The sequence below is a fragment of the Nonomuraea polychroma genome (assembly GCF_004011505.1).
GTDB classification, from domain to species: Bacteria; Actinomycetota; Actinomycetes; order Streptosporangiales; family Streptosporangiaceae; genus Nonomuraea; species Nonomuraea polychroma.
In genome coordinates this window covers 2,774,761-2,791,197 of sequence record NZ_SAUN01000001.1, presented here as the reverse complement: position 1 = coordinate 2,791,197, position 16,437 = coordinate 2,774,761, and the positions used below count along the sequence as shown (strand labels likewise).

Annotated in this window: 14 protein-coding genes; 5 read left to right on the top strand and 9 right to left on the bottom strand. The window is 69.9% G+C overall.

Translation table 11 applies throughout. The features are described from left to right. Window positions 1-315 precede the first annotated feature (315 nt). Together EDD27_RS12320 and EDD27_RS12315 are read left to right on the top strand one after the other, a co-directional pair. Complete coding sequence (locus tag EDD27_RS12320; RefSeq protein ID WP_127932541.1) at window positions 316-1,047, top strand: alpha/beta hydrolase; 732 nt, start codon at window positions 316-318, stop codon at window positions 1,045-1,047. A 128-nt stretch (window positions 1,048-1,175) separates the two neighbouring features. Next, on the top strand, window positions 1,176-1,820 hold the full coding sequence (locus EDD27_RS12315; RefSeq protein ID WP_421915129.1) for a biliverdin-producing heme oxygenase: 645 nt from the start codon (window positions 1,176-1,178) through the stop codon (window positions 1,818-1,820). On the opposite strand, the gene EDD27_RS12310 is transcribed toward EDD27_RS12315, so the two are convergent. The 4 genes from EDD27_RS12310 to EDD27_RS12295 are packed head-to-tail and all read right to left on the bottom strand — an operon-like array spanning window position 1,821 to window position 7,613. Then, a complete protein-coding gene (locus EDD27_RS12310) occupies window positions 1,821-2,960 on the bottom strand; it encodes a Fic family protein (protein WP_241563994.1) in 1,140 nt (379 codons plus the stop codon). It abuts the gene before it with no gap. 57 nt (window positions 2,961-3,017) lie between these two features. After that, window positions 3,018-4,448: a glycoside hydrolase family 32 protein gene (locus EDD27_RS12305; RefSeq protein WP_127932539.1), complete on the bottom strand. Its 1,431-nt coding sequence runs from the start codon at window positions 4,446-4,448 to the stop codon at window positions 3,018-3,020. A gap of 19 nt (window positions 4,449-4,467) precedes the next feature. Further along, window positions 4,468-6,618 carry a GH32 C-terminal domain-containing protein gene (locus EDD27_RS12300; RefSeq protein WP_127932538.1) on the bottom strand — a complete coding sequence of 717 codons (2,151 nt, stop codon included), beginning with the start codon at window positions 6,616-6,618 and terminating at the stop codon, window positions 4,468-4,470. Beyond that, entirely contained in the window at window positions 6,615-7,613 is a 999-nt protein-coding gene (locus EDD27_RS12295) for a LacI family DNA-binding transcriptional regulator (RefSeq protein ID WP_127932537.1), read from the bottom strand. The genes EDD27_RS12300 and EDD27_RS12295 overlap by 4 nt, the downstream gene beginning before the upstream one ends. A gap of 183 nt (window positions 7,614-7,796) precedes the next feature. Between EDD27_RS12295 and EDD27_RS12290 the strand changes: the two genes are divergently transcribed. Continuing rightward, window positions 7,797-8,402 (top strand): TetR/AcrR family transcriptional regulator, encoded by a 606-nt coding sequence (locus EDD27_RS12290; RefSeq protein ID WP_127932536.1) that lies wholly within the window; start codon window positions 7,797-7,799, stop codon window positions 8,400-8,402. A gap of 57 nt (window positions 8,403-8,459) precedes the next feature. Continuing rightward, the gene (locus EDD27_RS12285; RefSeq protein WP_127932535.1) at window positions 8,460-9,872 is read left to right on the top strand and encodes an MFS transporter; all 1,413 of its coding nucleotides are present in this window, start codon (window positions 8,460-8,462) and stop codon (window positions 9,870-9,872) included. Here EDD27_RS12285 and EDD27_RS12280 read toward each other — a convergent pair. After that, window positions 9,869-11,098, bottom strand: a complete 1,230-nt coding sequence (locus EDD27_RS12280; protein ID WP_127932534.1) for a cytochrome P450 — start codon at window positions 11,096-11,098, stop codon at window positions 9,869-9,871. The genes EDD27_RS12285 and EDD27_RS12280 overlap by 4 nt on opposite strands. Before the next feature lie 67 nt (window positions 11,099-11,165). Between EDD27_RS12280 and EDD27_RS12275 the strand changes: the two genes are divergently transcribed. After that, window positions 11,166-12,539, top strand: coding sequence for an FG-GAP-like repeat-containing protein (locus EDD27_RS12275; protein WP_127932533.1), 1,374 nt, complete (start codon window positions 11,166-11,168; stop codon window positions 12,537-12,539). A gap of 17 nt (window positions 12,540-12,556) precedes the next feature. Here the strand turns inward: EDD27_RS12275 and EDD27_RS12270 are convergent, their stop codons facing one another. From EDD27_RS12270 to EDD27_RS12255, 4 genes are all read right to left on the bottom strand, one after another. Beyond that, complete coding sequence (locus EDD27_RS12270; RefSeq protein ID WP_127932532.1) at window positions 12,557-12,856, bottom strand: sensor histidine kinase; 300 nt, start codon at window positions 12,854-12,856, stop codon at window positions 12,557-12,559. A gap of 437 nt (window positions 12,857-13,293) precedes the next feature. Then, window positions 13,294-14,844 carry an alkaline phosphatase D family protein gene (locus EDD27_RS12265; protein ID WP_127932531.1) on the bottom strand — a complete coding sequence of 517 codons (1,551 nt, stop codon included), beginning with the start codon at window positions 14,842-14,844 and terminating at the stop codon, window positions 13,294-13,296. 153 nt (window positions 14,845-14,997) lie between these two features. Next, entirely contained in the window at window positions 14,998-15,594 is a 597-nt protein-coding gene (locus tag EDD27_RS12260; RefSeq protein WP_127932530.1) for an HAD family hydrolase, read from the bottom strand. Then, the gene (locus tag EDD27_RS12255; protein ID WP_127932529.1) at window positions 15,591-16,403 is read right to left on the bottom strand and encodes a hypothetical protein; all 813 of its coding nucleotides are present in this window, start codon (window positions 16,401-16,403) and stop codon (window positions 15,591-15,593) included. Before EDD27_RS12255 ends, EDD27_RS12260 begins: the two co-directional genes overlap by 4 nt. Window positions 16,404-16,437 lie beyond the last annotated feature (34 nt).

The following is a 16,437-nucleotide window of genomic DNA, read 5'->3' as shown; positions in this document are numbered from 1 at the left end:
CCCTCCTCCCCAAGTCCAGCGGATGGAGGGGACGCAGGCAGTCAGCCCTTCCCGGGCCCGCGCCGCCTCCCCCTTCTCCCGAAGGACCCGCATCCGAGTACGGCGGGTGGCGAGGAGGGGGTGTGGCGCTGAGGTTCATCGCCCACGACCCGGCAGTGATGCGGCACGTGTCGCATCGGGTGGCGGTGATAGATCAGGAGGCGGCCTGCCATGACACGGAACGCCCGGCATGACCTCGGTCCCCCTCCAGTACGACGGGGAAGTTCAGACCTCACGGTGACGCGAACGAACGGCCACGCTCCGTAATGTCGCGGCATGCTCAGACGGCTTGCACTCGTGGGACTCCTGACGGCCGGCACGTTCCTCGTGTGGCCGGGGCAGCCCGGCGGACGGTTGGTGAGGACCTACGGGGATCTCGTCACGGCCGACCGGGTGGCGGTCATCGTGCCCGGCGCCGACACCACGGTGGCGACGTTCGACGACAGCACGAGGCGGCCGGGCGGCGCGGCGCGGGCGCTGCTGGCGGAGGCGGCCCGGCTGGCGCCCGGGGAGCGACTGGCGGTGGTGGCCTGGCTCGGCTACGACTCTCCCCCGACGTTGAGCCTCGGCGCGGTCACCCACGCCGCGGCGGACGAGGGCGCCGTCGAGCTACGCCGCACGGTCGCCGCTCTCCGCACTCGCACGTCCGCCCCGATCGTGCTGCTGTGCCACAGCTACGGCTCGGTGTTGTGCGCCAAAGCCGCCGCTCCCGGCTTACCGGTCAGCGACCTGGCCATCTTCGGCAGCCCGGGTCTCGACGTCTCCTCGGCCGCCGCCCTGGGGCCGCGCGTATGGGCAGGGCTCGGCGACAACGACTGGATCCGGTTCATCCCGAAGACCAAGCTCGGCCCGCTCGGCTTCGGCACCGACCCCATGAGCCCCGGCTTCGGCGCCCGCGCCTTCGAGGCAGGCGCCGGCGGGCACAGCGACTACTTCGCCCCCAACACCCTGTCCCTGCGCAACCTGGCGCTGATCGCCCTCGGCCACCCCGGCCGCGTGACCTCTTGACGTGTCGTTTTCGGGGTAAAGAAGAAGGGAGGCGAGCTTTGATGACAGGCTGTCGTCAAAAGCTTGACGCACCACGGCGATGTTTGTGACACTTTGTCATGAAACACCAGCGCGAGTTGAGGTGGGTTGTGACGACGCCGTTCTCCGAGATCTTGAGGAACGCCACTTGGGGCGACCACCAGTCTGCCGAGTCCGAAGGCTATCTGGCGGCGCTGATGGGCGGCCGGCTGAGCGAGCACGAATACGGCGAGATGGTGGCCCAGCACTACTTCGCGTACGTCGCGCTCGACGGGGTGTCGCGCGGACTCGCCGACCACCCGGTGGCCGGCAGCTTCGTGTTCCCCGAGCTCTACCGGGAGCCGTCGCTGGAGCGCGACCTGACGACGATCTACGGTCCCGCCTGGCGCGACCGGATCACCCCGTCCAAGTCCACCCGCACCCTGGTCGCGCGCATCCATCAGGTGTCCGACTGGCCCGGCGGCTACATCGCCCACCACTACACCCGCTACCTGGGCGACCTGTCCGGCGGCCAGTTCATCCGCATGGAGCTGCAGAAGATCTACGGGTACGGAACGGGCGGCGGCGTCGACTTCTACCGCTTCGAGGAGCTGGGCAGCCTGCCGCGCTTCAAGAACGAATACCGCGCCCGCCTGGACGCCCTGGACCTGGACGAGCGGGAGCGACAGAGGATCATCGGCGAGGTCAAGCTCGCGTACCAGCTGAACGCCGAGGTGCTGGCGGAACTCCAGCACGTCGTCAAGACCGCCGCCTGATCAGGCGCGGTAAGGGTCCCGCAAGGGCGTGACCCGCTCGGCGAAGTCGGCCTTCAGCGCGGCCATCCGAGGGCCGGCCTCGTAGTAGCGGCCCTTCGTCTCGCCGTACGGCTGGAGCCAGCCTTTGGCGGCCAGGTCCCGGAGGTCGCGGGCGGCCTGTCCCTGACTGAGGCCCTCGTCGGATTGATACCTGCTGCGGCGCAGGCGCCTGCTCACAAACGCCTCGTAGAGCGCGGAGACGCAGCGTGTGTTGAGCCCGTCGGCGTCGACCTGCTCCTCCAGCAGCATCCAGATCTCGCCGGCCTCGGTGAGACGCTGGCGCACCCGCTGCGCCTGCATGTGGTGCGCTCTCAGACAGAAGCGCACCCAGTCGAGGGTGTCGCCGTGAGGGCTCCACCGCTGGCGTCCGACCGCGCCGAGCACGTCGTAGTACTCAAAGGTGGTGCGCTGCTCGCCGAGCCATTCCTCAATGGAGGAAAACTCAGGCGTCAGGATCCGGTCCCGGCCGAGGACCAAGGTCTGCAGAGCACGCGACATCCGGCCGTTTCCATCGCGCCACGGATGGATCTTTACGAGATTGAAGTGGGCCATGGCGGCCCGCACATAGCTCGGCGCCTCCAGCTCCCCCTCGTTGAGCCAGAGGACCAGCTCGTCCAGAAGCCCTTCGACCAGTTCGGCATCCGGTCCCTCGTAGACGACTTGCCCTGTCCCCGAATCCCGGACATAGATGCCTCCTGGCCGTATCACACCAGGAGTTTTGTTGCGGTGGTGGCCGATCATCATGAAGTTGAGTGCGTTGAGCAGACCCACGTCATAACGGAACACGGAAGCGCGCGACAGCATCCCGATATAGGTCAGCGCCTGCTGGTAGCCTGCGATTTCCTTCGCTACATTGGCGGATGCGTCAAGGGGCTCCTCGCCGGCCATGATCGACTGAATGTCCTCAACGCTCGCCTTATAGCCCTCGATGGAGTTCGAGCCCTGGATCGCCCGTGCCTGGAGTTGCCTGCGGAGCTGGCCGTCCCACCGGTGCGTTTCCGCGAGGCGGTATTTGAGGTCTTGCCGCATGTCCTCGATTTCGGCCAGCACCGTCTTGTCGGGCGTCTGGAGGGCGGGAGTGCCGTAGAGCATGGAACCCATGGAACCCATGGAAGCATGAATCAATCATCCACGCAAGCGAACGAATGATTTGACCATCTATGCCCGCTTTGGTCGCAACGGGTGGATGGCCGCGGACCGCAGCAGCGCCGTGCCGCTGTCGGCGAACAGGCCCACCTGGGCCGAGCCGGGCTCGGCGAAGATCTGTTCGGTGAAGACGATCTGACCGCGGTCGGAGAAGACCTCGACGCAGGAGGCGTCCACGATGACTGTCAGGCGCAGGCCGTCCCCGGAACGGCGCACGCCGTCCGCGGAACTACGCACGCCGTCTGTGGAACTACGCACGCCGTCCGCGGAAAGCGGGGCGGCGTGCCTGCCGCTGGGCGTCCCCTCCACGAACGCCTCGCCACGGACGATGTCGTACCCGATGCGCACTCCCTCGTGGATCACGAGCCCGAACCGCTCCGCCGTACCCGGCGCGAACTCCGCCGTGATCTCCAGCGCCCCCTCGGGGACGGAGCGGAACAGGACGCCCGGCGGGATGTCCAGGCCGGCGACGTGGATCGAGTCGGGCGAGCGCAACGCCTGGAGGGCGGCCACGGGCCGCTGGACCAGGCACGGGCGGCCGCCGATGTCCTCCAGCAGGAGCTCGCGCGGCAGACTCTGCGCACCACGCCACGGGTCGGTGGGGTGGGTGGCGGCGTCGGCCCAGTTGCTCATCCAGCCGATCCAGCGGCGCCGCCCGTCTGGGGTGTTGTTCCAGGAGAGCGCGGCATAGAAGTCACGGCCGTGGTCCACCCAGGCGGCGGGCCAGTCGCTGGTGAAGGTGACGCCGTCGAAGCGGCCGACGAAATACTGCACGCCGGAGCCGCCGGCCGGACCGCCGGGATTGAGGCTGACGACCAGCACCCACCTGCCGTCCAGCTCGAACAGGTCGGGCACTTCCCAGATGCCGTCCACGGATCCGGCGGGTCCGAAGTCGCTCAGCCAGGTCCAGGAGAGCAGGTCGTCGGAACGGTAAAAGCTCACCTTCCACTCCAGGGCCAGCACGACGGCCATGACCCAGTAACCCCCTTGGCCGTACCAGAAGACCTTGGGGTCACGGAATTCCTTCGAGCCGATGTCGAGGACGGGATTGCCCGGGTGGCGGGTCCACGTCCTGCCCCGGTCGGTGCTGCGGGCCAGCGATTGCGCCTGCAGCCCCGACGCGGGGTGGTAGCTGGTGTAGACGGCGACCATGGTCCCGTCATGGTCGATCACGGCGCTCCCGGAGAAGACGTGCTCGTCATCGGTGGCCTCGATCGCGACGCCGAGTTCCTCCCAGTGGACCAGGTCGGTGCTGACGGCGTGTCCCCACGACATGTTCCCCCAGTCGTTCCCGTACGGGTTGTACTGGTAGAAGAGGTGGTATTCGCCGTCGTGCCAGACCAGGCCGTTGGGGTCGTTCATCCAGTTGCGCGCGGGCGTGTAGTGCAGCTGCGGCCGGTACGGCGCGCAGGGTCGCACCCCCTGTTGGGGGGGCAGGTGCATGAATCCTCCTTGGGAGATGTCAACCACGCGTCTCGAGGGTCTCTATGGTCTCGAAGATCGCGGGGCGTAGTGGCCAGGCCGTCAGCTCGCGCACGGTCGTCGTGCCGTGGGTGACGAGGGTGACCCCGAGGGCGTCGGGTCTTGTGGGGTAGGACCGGGTGGTGATGCTGCGTCGCTCGTCGGCGTAGGCCTCGACCATCGAGCGGTCGACGAAGACGCGCAGGCGCAGCCGCCCGTTCTCGAGCGCGAGCGGGCCTTGGCGGTCGCCGGTGCCGAAGGACTGGCGGGCGGCGTCGTAGAACAGGGTGGTGGCTTCGGCGCCGTCCGGGCTCCGCCGTACCTGGAGCTCGATGCGGGCGTCGGCGGCGAGGTCGGCCTCCAGGTAGACCTCCAGGAGGTCGCCGCTGACCTCCCCGGTGAACGCCGGTCCGCGAAGGACGGCCAGCTCGGCGACGGGCGCGATGCGCTGGTCGCCGTCGTCGCCGAGGGTCAGCTCCAGCGGCAGGCCGGCGTTGTGCGCCCAGCCCGCCGCCTCTTGCTCGGCATCGGTGCGGCGGTCCTGGGCGATGCTCCACACCAGGGTCCGCCCCTTCGCGTCGACGGTCCCGGTGGCGCCGGTGAAGTGGGCGCCGTAGTCGAAGTGGCGCGGGTCGGGGTGGTCAGGAGTCCAGGTCATGGACGTCGGGTCCCAGACGCCGATCCAGTACCACGCGTACGTGAGCCAGTGCGGGCTCTCGCCGCGCCACCACGGGCTGACCATGAAGACGTGCTTGCCCGAGTCGCCGAGCGGGAGCAGCAGGGGCAGCTCCCACATGATGCCGGTCTCCGGGAGCCGTTCGGCGTCACCGACGGCGAAGGGGCCCTCGAAGGTCCAGGCGGTGAGGTCTCCGGAGGAGTAGAGGAGAGCGGTCCCGCCCTGCTCGTGCTCGGCGCCGACCAGCATGAACCACCGCTCGCGGTCCTTCCACACGAACGGGTCCCGGAATTCGGTGTGCCCGTCGGGCGCGTCCAGGACGGGCTCGGCCGTCCAGTGCACGAGGTCGGCGGAACGTGCCAGGCCGATCGACTGCTTGCCGCCGTTCCCCGCGGTGAAGAACAGCACCGGGTTGCCATCGGCGTCCACGCTCGCGCTGCCCGACCAGACGCCGTCGGGGGCGATCTTCACGTCCTCCGGGGTGAGGGCGTCGGGCAGGTGCCGCCAGTCGACGAGGTCGGTGCTGACCGCGTGGCCCCAGCGGATGCGGTCCCACCGCGGGGCGTACGGATTGCGCTGGTAGAAGAGGTGGTGCAGGCCGTCGTGGTGGAAGGCGGCGTGCGGCTCGTTCATCCAGTTGGCCGGCGGCATGAAGTGGTAGGCCGGCCGATGGGTGTCCACTACTGGCCCTTCCGGTAGCGGTCGAGCGCGGTCTGGTAGATCTCGACCATCCGCTTGAGCCCGATCTGGTCGAGCTGGGCCACGTAGGCGTCCCACTCCGTCTCCACGCCGCCCTTCACGATCGCGCTGCCGCCGCGACGCGCCGTCCATCTTGGCCGCCTCGTGCAGCGACGGGTCCACGCCCGCCAGCGCCGCCAGGTAGACGACCATCTGGAAGCCGGCCTCCTGCCACAGGCTGGAGGCGACGTAGACCGGGCGGAACCACTCCGCTTCGCCCATGAAGAAGATCGGCTCGCCGCCCAGCAGCACGATGACGTTGTTCACCAGCCCGGTGCGCGGCGCGAGGAAGACGTACAGCATGCCGACCACGACCACGGTGGAGATGAACGTCGGGGCGTACAGCACGGTTTGGGTGAAGCGCTTGAACCGCTCACTCGGTAGCTGGTTGACCAGCAGCGCCAGCAGGATCGGCACCGGGAAGACGATCGCCAGGTTGAACAGCGCCAACAGCACGGTGTTGGTGAAGACATCCCAGAACTGGAAGGAGTTGAAGAACCTGGCGAAGTGCTTGAACCCCACCCACGAGCTCCCGAGGAAGCCCGCGTCCGGCCGGTAGTCGCGGAAGGCGATCTGCACGCCGTACATCGGCCAGTACTTGAAGACCGCGAAGTACGCCAGCACCGGTGCCAGCAGCACGTACAGCTGCCACGACCGCCGCACCCGCGTCCACACCCCGAGCTTTCGGGGCTGTGCTCTCTGCCGTACGGCAGGCCGCGGGGTCGCCGTGAGGGTCACCGCGGCACCGTCACCGAGTCGCGGACGACCAGCGGGCAGGGCATGAGCTTGTGCTCGCGCTCGTCGCCCTCGGCCCTCGTCAGCAGGCGGGATGCCGCCCACGCGCCCATCTCGTAGTGCGGCAGGGCCACGGTGGTCAGCCCCGGCTCAAGCGCGTCGGCGATGTACTCCTGGTCGTCGAAACCGACGATCGACACCTCGTCCGGCACGGCGAGCCCCAGGTGGCGGGCGGCCCGGTAAGCCCCCATCGCCACGCGGTCGTTGTAGCAGAACAGCGCGGTCGGCCGGTCGGGCCGTGACAGCAGCTCCCGCGCCGTCCACTGCCCGGTGTGGACGTCTCCGGCCGCCCCGCGCATCACCAGCGACGGTTCGAAGTGCTCGCCGAGCGTGTCCCGGAACCCCTCCAGCCGCTGGTGGGCGGCCGGTATGTCCTCATCGACCGTGCAGAACCCGATCCGGGTGTGCCCGGCGGCCATCAGGTGCTCCACCGCGGCCCGCGCGCCGCCGCGCTCGTCGGGGACCACCCAGTCGAAGTCCCCCTCGACGGGCCGCCCGTCCAGCACGATCAGCGGCAGTCCTTCGGGGATCTCCGGCAGCTCGATCTCGCGGTGGTACATCGAGGCGTAGATCAGCGCATCGACATTGCGCTGGACCAGTGCCTGCACCGCGCTCTGCTCCATCTCGGCGTGGCCGCCCGTGTCGATGAGCAGCAGCAGGCAACCCTGCTCCCACGCCGCCTCCTGGGCGCCCTTGAGCATCCGGCCCGCGAACGGCGTGCTGGCCACCATGTCCGACAGCAGGCCGATGGAGTTGGTCTGGCGGGTACGCAGACTGCGGGCGAGCAGGTTGGGCGCGTAGCCGAGCTCGGCCGCCGCGCGCCGGACGCGCTCGCCGATGGCCGGCTTGACCCGTCCGGCGTCCCTGCCGTTCATGACGAGCGACACGGTGGAGACCGACACGCCCGCTCTCGTCGCCACGTCCTTCAGCGTCGCCACCAGCCGCACTCCCCACGTCAAACGATTTACGTAGAACGATTGACGTGATTGTGAAGCAGAGATTTCTCCGGTGTCGAGAGGGAGGCATCGGACGTGACCGGACCGTTACAACGGGCGGCTGACCCGCGATGTGAGGATCGGGAGACCCGGGGGAATCAGCCCGGCTGCGCCTACCATGGTCCTATGCCCCGCATCTCGGCCGCCACGATCGGCGAGCATCGCGCCCAGACGCGTGACCGCATCCTGCAGGCCGTCTCGCGGCTGTCGCGCGTGCAGGGCATCGACGCCATCTCCATGACGGACGTGGCCGGGGAGGCCGGGATCACCCGGACGGTGCTGTACAACTACTTTCCGGACAAGGCGGCGTTGCTGCTGGCCTTCACCGAGCGGGTGACCCACTACTTCATCGACAGCTACGAGCGGGAGTTGCCGGAGGACGCCTCGCCTGCGGATCGGTTGCGGGCCTTCGTGCGGCTGCAGCTGGCCGGGTTGCTGGCGCATCCCCATCCGGGGGCGGCCGATCTCAGTGCGGCACTGGGGCCGGATGCCTACCAGCAGCTGGCCGAGCACGTCGCGCCCATGCAGCGCATTCTCGTGGAGATTCTGGAGAGCGGCATCGCGTCGGGCGACTTCCGGGTGGCCGACGTCCCGGCCACCGCCCGCATGGTCCTGGCCGTCATAGGGGCCGAGCGGGTGCCGCTCATCAGCGGGGCCGTCACGGTGGAGGCGGCGCAGGCGCTGGTGTGCGAGTTCGTGTTGCGGGCGCTCGGCAGTCGATCCGCCGCCTGACCGCTTCTGCCGCCCCGGCAGCCTGACCGCGTCAGGCACGATGACACCATGGGGCCCATGACATCGGGCCCCAAAGAGCTCCACAACGGCGACCACCTGGAGCTGAAGTCGGCGAGCGGCCGGTGGGTGTTGCTGGCGACCGTGCTCGGGTCCGGGCTCGCGCTGCTCGACAGCACCGTGGTCAACGTCGCGCTGCCCTTTCTGGGCGGGGAGCTCGACGCGGGCATGGACGGCCTGCAGTGGACGATCAACGCTTACACGCTCACCCTCGCCGGGCTGATCCTCCTGGGCGGGTCCCTCGGCGACCGCTACGGCCGGCGGAGGGTCTTCCTCGTCGGCACGGTGTGGTTCGCCGTGGCGTCCGCGTTGTGCGGTCTGGCGCCGAACATCGAGGTCCTCATCGCGGCCCGGGCCCTGCAGGGCATCGGCGGGGCGCTGCTGACTCCGGGGTCGCTGGCGATCATCCAGGCGTCGTTCGTGCGGCACGACCGGCCGCGGGCGGTCGGGGCGTGGTCGGGGCTCGGCGGGGTGGCCGCCGCGATCGGGCCGCTGCTCGGCGGGTGGCTGGTGCAGACGGCGGGGTGGCGCTGGGCGTTCCTCATCAACCTGCCGTTCGCGCTGGTGGTGGTGCTCGTCACGCTGCGGCACGTGCCCGAGAGCAGGGACGAGCAGGCGGTGGGGCGCTTCGACGTGCTGGGCTCGGTGCTGGCGGCCCTGGCGCTGGCCGGCATCACGTACGGGCTGATCGAGCAGGCCGCGGCGGTGCCGCTGATCGCGGGGCTCGCGCTGGGGGCGGCGTTCGTGGCGGTGGAGATCCGGCGCTCGCCCGACGCGCTGGTGCCTGTCGGGATCTTCAGGAATCACGTGTTCACGGCGGTCAACGTGGTGACGCTGATCATGTACGCGGCCATGGGCGTGGTGTTCTTCCTGCTGGTCGTGCAGTTGCAGGTGGTGTCCGGGTTCTCGCCCATCGCGGCGGGCCTGGCGATGCTGCCGACGACGATCCTGATGATCCTGCTGTCGGCCAGGGCGGGCGAGATCGCCAAGCGGTACGGGCCGCGCGTGCCGATGACGATCGGGATCCTGATCGCGGGCTGCGGGTTCCTCTGGATGAGCACGATCGGTCCGGGCGCCTCCTACCCGCTGCAGGTCCTGCCTGCGGCGTCCGTCTTCGGGCTGGGGCTGGCGGCGGCGGTGGCGCCGCTGACGGCGACCGTCCTGGCCACGGCCGACGAGCGGTACGCGGGCACCGCCAGCGGCGTCAACAACGCGGTCGCCCGCACCGGCAGCCTGCTCGCCGTGGCGGCGGTGCCGCCGCTGGTGGGGCTGGTGGGCGACGCGTTCAGGAATCCGCCGGTGTTCGACGCCGGGTTCCGGATGGCGATGCTGATCAGCGCCGGGATGATGGTGGTGGCGGCCCTGATCACGTTCTTCACGATCAGACAGAACGTCCTGGCGGCCGAGGACTAGAAGGTGAACGCCTGACTGCGGACGCTGTTGTCGAAGTTCGACAGGAGCAGCTCGGGCTCGCCGACCGAGCGGATGCCGGGGAGTCTGGTGAGCAGCTCGCGGAACATCGTCCGCATCTCCTGCCTGGCCAGGTTCGCGCCGAGGCAGAAGTGCGGTCCGGGGCCGCCGAAGCCGACGTGCGGCTTCGTGTCGCGGGTGATGTCGAACGTGTCCGGGTCCGGGAAGACCGACTCGTCCCGGTTGGCGGAGCCGTAGAACAACACAACCTTGTCGCCCTTCTTCAGCTCCAGGCCGCGCAGCGAACAGTCCTCGGTGACCGTGCGGCGGAACTGCATGATGGGCGAGACGTAGCGGACCATCTCCTCGATGGCCGCGTTGATGTGCGTGTCGAAGTCGCTCATGAGCAGCTCGCGCTGCGCCGGGTTGTCGGTGAGGAGCTTGATGCCGTGCGCCATCGTGTTGCGGGCGGTCTCGTTGCCCGCGACCAGCAGCAGCGCGAAGAACGAGCCGAGCTCCTTGTCGGTCAGCTTCTCCCCGTCGGGGTTGGCGTTGACCAGGAGCGAGACGAGGTCGCCCTTGGGGTTGGCGACGCGTTCGTGGCCGAGCTTGATGACCATGCGCTGCAACGCCAGCAGGGCCAGCATGTTCTGGCCGGCCATCTGGACGCTGCGGGCCAGGCTGGGGCGTACGCCGGTGTAGGCGGTGGAGATGTCGACGTGCTGGTGGACCTTGGCCCGCAGCTCCTGCGGGATGTCCAGCATGTCGCAGATGACGTGGATCGGCAGGCGGGCGGCGACCTGGGTGACGAAGTCGCGCGGGCCCTCCTTGACGACGTCGTCGACGATGCGGGCGCAGGCGTCCTCGATGTCGCTCTGCAGATTGGCCAGCATCTTCGGGCTGAACGAGCGGGTGACGATGCGTCGCAGGCGGGCGTGGCGCGGATCGTCCATGTTGACCATCGACTCGCCGAACACCTGCTTCACCCAGCTGGGCGGCTCCGGGTTGGTGACCGCCGGCTCGCTGGAGAAGATCTTGGCGTTGCGGCTGGCCTCGACCACGTCCGCGTGGCGTACGAGCGCGTAGAAGCCCTTGCCCGAGCGCAGGAGCGGCACCTTCTTCTCCGGGAAGAACACCGGATGCTCTAATTGCCGGAGCCGGGCGAACGCCTCATTCCGCTCTTTGAGCGGCCTGCGCCAGAAATCCAGATCAGCGAGGTCGATGTCCACCCGTCTATCCTGGCACGTTCCCACGGCGTTAAAGCCTGGTTCGTGCGCGGCGGACATACCTGTAGGTATGAATGCGCTGCTCGCTGCCTGCCTGGTTCTCCCCCTCGCGTCCGGCGCCACTCCCGCCGCCCGCTCGTGCGGCGGGCACCCTCTCGACTTCGACGGCGACAGCCGCCCCGACCTCGCCGTGGCCGCCCCGTACGACGACCGCAGGGCCGGTTCGGTGACCGTGATGTACGGGTCGGGAAAGACGGTGAAGCTCGCCCAGGACGGCGCGGAGCCGGGCGACTCGTTCGGGTCGGCGCTGGCCGTCGGCGACTTCAACGGCGACAGGTGCTCCGACCTGGCCGTCGGGGTGTCGGAGGAGTTCGCCGGGGAGCGGGTGCACCTCGGCGACGGCAACGGGGTCGTTCAGCTCTTCAACGGGTCCGTCGGCGGTCTGGTCAAGGGCAAGGAGCTGGCGCTCGCGAAGCCGTCCAGCGACCGGTTCGGGGCCTCGCTGGCCGCCGGGGACCTCGACGGGGACGGGCGGGACGAGCTCGTCGTGGGCGCGCCCAGCCACCGGTCGGGCGGCGCCGTGACGGTGTACTGGATGAAGGGCCGCAAGCCGTACCAGATCACGCAGAAGACGCCGTGGGTGCGGCAGGCGGCGAACGTGACCGACCAGTGGGGCGCCGCGCTCGCGACCGGGGACTTCGACGGGGACGGCCGCGACGAGCTGGCCGTCGGGGCGCCTGCCGACAGCGTCACGCTGGACGGGCAGGGGTCGGTGACGGTGATCGACGTACGGGGCAAGCGGGCGCGGCAGCTCACCCAGAGCAGCCCGGGGATCAAGGGCGTCTCGGAGAAGTGGGACGGGTTCGGGGCGGCGCTGGCCACCGGGGACTTCAACGGCGACGGCAAGGCCGACCTGGCCATCGGCGTCCCCGGCGAGGGCATCACCAAGAACCAGCGCGCCCTGGACTACGGTGACGGCACCGTCGACGTCCTCTACGGCTCCCGCAACGGGCTGCGGACCGACAAGACCGAGGCCTGGTCGCAGAACACCCTCGACGGCAAGCCGCGCTACTACGACCGGTTCGGCGCGTCGCTGGCCGCCGGGGACTTCAACGGCGACGGCCGGGACGAGCTGGCCATCGGCGTACCCGGCGAGCGGGCGGTCCAGGTGCTGGCCGGGCGGTCCTCCGGCGGGCTCACCAGGGTCGGGAACCTGCTGATCAAGGGCAAGGGGCGGGACTTCGGCGCGTCGCTGGCCGCGCTGCCGCTGGGCGAGCGCTACCGGCCGCTGGAGAAGCGCCGGCCGCTGTACGGACTGGTGGTGGCGGCGCCGGACCAGGGGCTGGTCATGTACGCGCCGGGTTCCCGGAAGCCGGGCCTGCGGCTGGGCAAGGTCCGCCAGCTCAGCAAGGGCGCCGGCCTGTACGGCTACGCCTTCGGCTGAGGAGCCGGGAAGGCGGCTCAGTCTGGTGAGCCGGCGCCGACGGGCAGGATGACCCGGAACAGGGCGCCCTTGCCCGGCTCCGACTCGGCTGTGACGATCCCCCCGTGCGCCTCGACCAGGGTCGCCGCGATGGACAACCCCAGGCCCGACCCGCCCGCGCTGCGCGCCGGGTCGGCGCGGTAGAACCGCTCGAACACCCGCTCCGCCACCTCCGGCGGGAACCCGGGCCCTTCGTCGGCCACCTCCACCACGGCCTGGTCGCCGTCCACGCCGACCCGCACCTGGAACGCCGTGCCGGGCGGGGTGTGCGTGAGCACGTTCGGGCGGCCACGACGTGGCGAAGGTGGTGAGGACGGGAGTGCGTGGGGACCAGTACGTCGAGATCACCTCGGGCCTGGGCGAGAGCGACCAGGTGGTCATGGCGGACAGCACGACGGGCGAGTTCCCGGACGGCACCTGGCCCGGTGCCTGACCCCGGCCTGACCGGCGCAACTGGCCCGGTGCCTGACCCCCGCCTGACCGGCGCAACTGGCCCAGCACCCCCCACACGCCGACCCGCCGAAGGGCAGGCCCGCCAAACGCGGCCACGCAGGCGCGCCGCACGATGCCTGGACACCGCGCCCGGACATCCGTCGGCGAGCATGCTTCACCGCTCGTCACCGACGCGCCTCAAGGCGAGGCGACGCGAGGCAACGCGTCCCGATGGGAGGCGGGGGTGGGTTGAGGGGATCTTCAGGTGGTTCTCAGCGGACGTTCAGCCGACGCGGGGCGCGCCTGCCTGGCCGGCCGCCGCCGCGCCGGTGAGGGCGGGGATGGTGAAGCGGTGGGCGGTCTTGGCCTTGGCTCCGCGGCGCGAGATGTAGTCCAGCGTCCGGAAGTCGACGGACAGGTCGTCGCGGGTCAGGCGGGCCATCAGGTAGCCGCGGCGCTGGTCGATGTAGGAAATGTGGGGATTCTCCTGGAGGGCCTCCCCGATCCACGTCCGGTCCCGGTACCCGTCGCCGTCGCTCGCGATCGACGACGCCACCAGTTCCCTCGCCACCACCGGCGAGTCCGGGTCGTCGAAGTCCGTCTTGAGCTCGGCCAGATGGTGCATGTGCGCGTCCCCCGTCAGCACCACCGGGTTGGACGTGCGCGCCAGCGATTCCAGCAGCCGGGTGCGCTCGGCCGCGTACCCGTCCCACGAGTCCAGGTTGACCTCGCGCCCCGGCCCGATCTTGTAGTCGCGGTGCGTCATCATGATCTGCTGGCCGAGCAGGTTCCAGCGGGTGGTGGAGCCGCGCAGCCCGTCCTCCAGCCACCGCCACTGGCCGGCGCCGAGCAGCGTGCGCCGGTCCTCGAGCCGGTCGTCGCACCCGGCCCGCACACCGTCCAGGCACGCCTGGTCGTCGCGGAACTGCCGGGTGTCGAGCAGGTGGAAGCGGGCCAGCGTGCCCCAGGAGATGCGCCGGTTCACCTTCAGCACCGCCCCCTGGAGGCTGGCGCGGCGCAGCGGCATGTTCTCGTAGTATGCGCGGAACGCCTCCGCCCGCATCCGGGCGAACCCGGGCGTCTCCCTGCTGGAGACCGGCCCGGCCCAGTTGTTCTCCACCTCGTGGTCGTCGAAGGCGACCAGCCACGGCGCCGTCGCGTGCGCGGCCTGGAGGTCGTGGTCGCTCTTGTACTGGGCGTGCCGGAGCCGGTAGTCGGCGAGCGTCTGGCACTTGCCGGGCGTGTGGGTACGGACGCGGCCGGCCAGCGCCGTGTAGCCGCTGGGGCCGTACTCGTACATGTAGTCGCCGAGGAACACCACCAGATCCGGCTCCTGCTCGGCGAGGCGGCGGTAGGCGGTGTAGTAGCCGTGCTCGTAGTGCGCGCACGCGGCCACCGCGAACGTGAGCGGCGTCGTCTCCCCGGTCGGCGTCGTCCTGGTGCGGCCGGCGGGCGAGACGCGGCCCTCGCTCCTGAACCGGTAGAAGTAGTCGCGCCCCGGCTCCAGGCCCTGCAGCTCGACGTGCACGCTGTGGGCGTCGCGGGCCCGGGCGGTGGCCGTTCCGGACTTGACGATCGTGGAGAAGCGTTCGTCGGCCGCGACCTGCCAGTCCACCTCCACGTCGCGGGCCGGCATGCCGCCGCGGCCGTCGCCGCTCAGCGGGTCGACGGCCAGCCGCGTCCACAGGACGAAGCCGTCGGACGAGGGGTCCCCGGAGGCCACGCCGAGCGTGAACGGGTCCGATCTGAGTGTCCTGGCCGAGGCCGGGGAGGTGAAGGTCTGGGTCGTGAGAAGGCCGGCTGTCGCCGCTGTCAGGAAGGCTCTGCGGTCCACGTTTCCAGGTATGTCCGGCCGCGCTGACCCCGCCGTGACTGCGGAGTCAAGGGCGGGTGAACAGCATCAGTCGTCCTGTTCGCGAAGTTCCTCCAGGAGATAACCCACCGCCCGCGACACCTTGGATCACAAAGCTGACATTTCGCCGTGGAATCAGCGGGCGGCCTCCCGGATGTCGGGCAACGTTTCGCGCAGCGTCGCAGCATCGGTGAAGTGCACGCCGCGCATGCCCGCGCGTTCGGCGCCCTCGACGTTCTCCAGGCGGTCGTCAATGAAGACGATCTCCGAGGGGGCGGCGCCGAGCGCGCGGGCCATCTCGTCGAAGATCTCCCGGTCGGGCTTGACCAGGCCCATCCTGCCGCTGTAGAAGCGGTGGCCGATGGCGGCGATCCAGGGCAGCTCGTCCAGACCGTCGCCGATGCAGACGGGCGCGTTGGACAGCAGCGCGACGTCGTGGCCGAACTCGATGAGGTCATCGAGCAGGGCGACCGTGCCCTCGTTGGGATGGGCCCAGCTGGCCACGTCCATGGCGACCAGACGGGCGACCTCGGCGTGGGTGGCGCTCCTGCCGATCACCGCGGACCAGTAGGCGTGCGGGGACAGGCCGCGGTCGAACTCCAGCCGATGCTCCCAATAGCTCTGCTGGAACGCCTCGGGATCGGCGTCCACCGCATGGGCCATGGCCACGGCGTCGGACTCGGGCTGGGGCAGCGACAGGACACCGCCGTAGTCGAAGACAATCCACGTCATGCCAAGAATGGTCGCAGATGCGGGTTCAGCGCCGGGCAGCCCAGATACTTCTCCGCGGTGTGAAAGTCGATCCAGTCGAGGTTGACCAGCTCTTCGACGTCCACGCCGGCGAAGCTGCCGCGCAGGTCGGGCGGGATGGCGGCGATGTCGTCCTTGTCGGCGATGTTCACCCAGCGCCGCACTCCGGGCGGACGCTCGCCCCGGCCGTTGATGGGGGCCGGCAGCAGGCGTTCGAAGACGACGTTGCGCATGCCGAGCGGGCTGCCGAGGGTGATCAGCAGGTCGATCCGGAGGCCAGGGTCGGCCCACAGGGCCTCGTACGTGACGACGCTGCCGAGCGAGTGCGCGATGACCACCTTGGGCCGGTTCCTGCGGATGGTGTCGGCCACGACCTGCCGGCACTTCTCGCGTTTGACCTGGTCGGTCAGGTACGCCGCCACCTCCGGCGCGAACAGCTGGGCGAACGCCGCCGACCTGCCGTCGAGCCTGGTGAGCAGCCAGCCGGTGAACGTCTTGAGCGCGCCGGTGATGTGCTCGCCCATGCCCAGGTTCTTCGCCCACTCCACGAGGACCTGCTGGGCGGAGGTCTCCATGGCGGCGATCGAGCGCGGGGCGTCCTTGCCGTCGTGCAGGTGGTGGGAGAAGTACGCGATCTCGCTGAAGTAGGCCCCCGTCTCTCCCCCGAGCGCCGTGTGCAGGTAGCGGTCCCATTTGAGGCGCATGGCCTGCGCCGCGCCCGCCGCGGACCGGCCGGCCTCCACGTAGTAGGTGTACTTGCCGATCCCGTGCACGCCGACGATGACCGTCACCTTGCCTCCTCACGCTCTCCTCGTCTCCTCGCGC

Coding starts and splice junctions, on each gene's coding strand:
- EDD27_RS12320 (WP_127932541.1), top strand. CDS start 316: ATGCTCAGACGGCTTGCACTCGTGGGACTCCTGACGGCCGGCACGTTC.
- EDD27_RS12310 (WP_241563994.1), bottom strand. CDS start 2,960: ATGGGTTCCATGCTCTACGGCACTCCCGCCCTCCAGACGCCCGACAAG.
- EDD27_RS12305 (WP_127932539.1), bottom strand. CDS start 4,448: ATGCACCTGCCCCCCCAACAGGGGGTGCGACCCTGCGCGCCGTACCGG.
- EDD27_RS12290 (WP_127932536.1), top strand. CDS start 7,797: ATGCCCCGCATCTCGGCCGCCACGATCGGCGAGCATCGCGCCCAGACG.
- EDD27_RS12285 (WP_127932535.1), top strand. CDS start 8,460: ATGACATCGGGCCCCAAAGAGCTCCACAACGGCGACCACCTGGAGCTG.
- EDD27_RS12275 (WP_127932533.1), top strand. CDS start 11,166: ATGAATGCGCTGCTCGCTGCCTGCCTGGTTCTCCCCCTCGCGTCCGGC.
- EDD27_RS12260 (WP_127932530.1), bottom strand. CDS start 15,594: ATGACGTGGATTGTCTTCGACTACGGCGGTGTCCTGTCGCTGCCCCAG.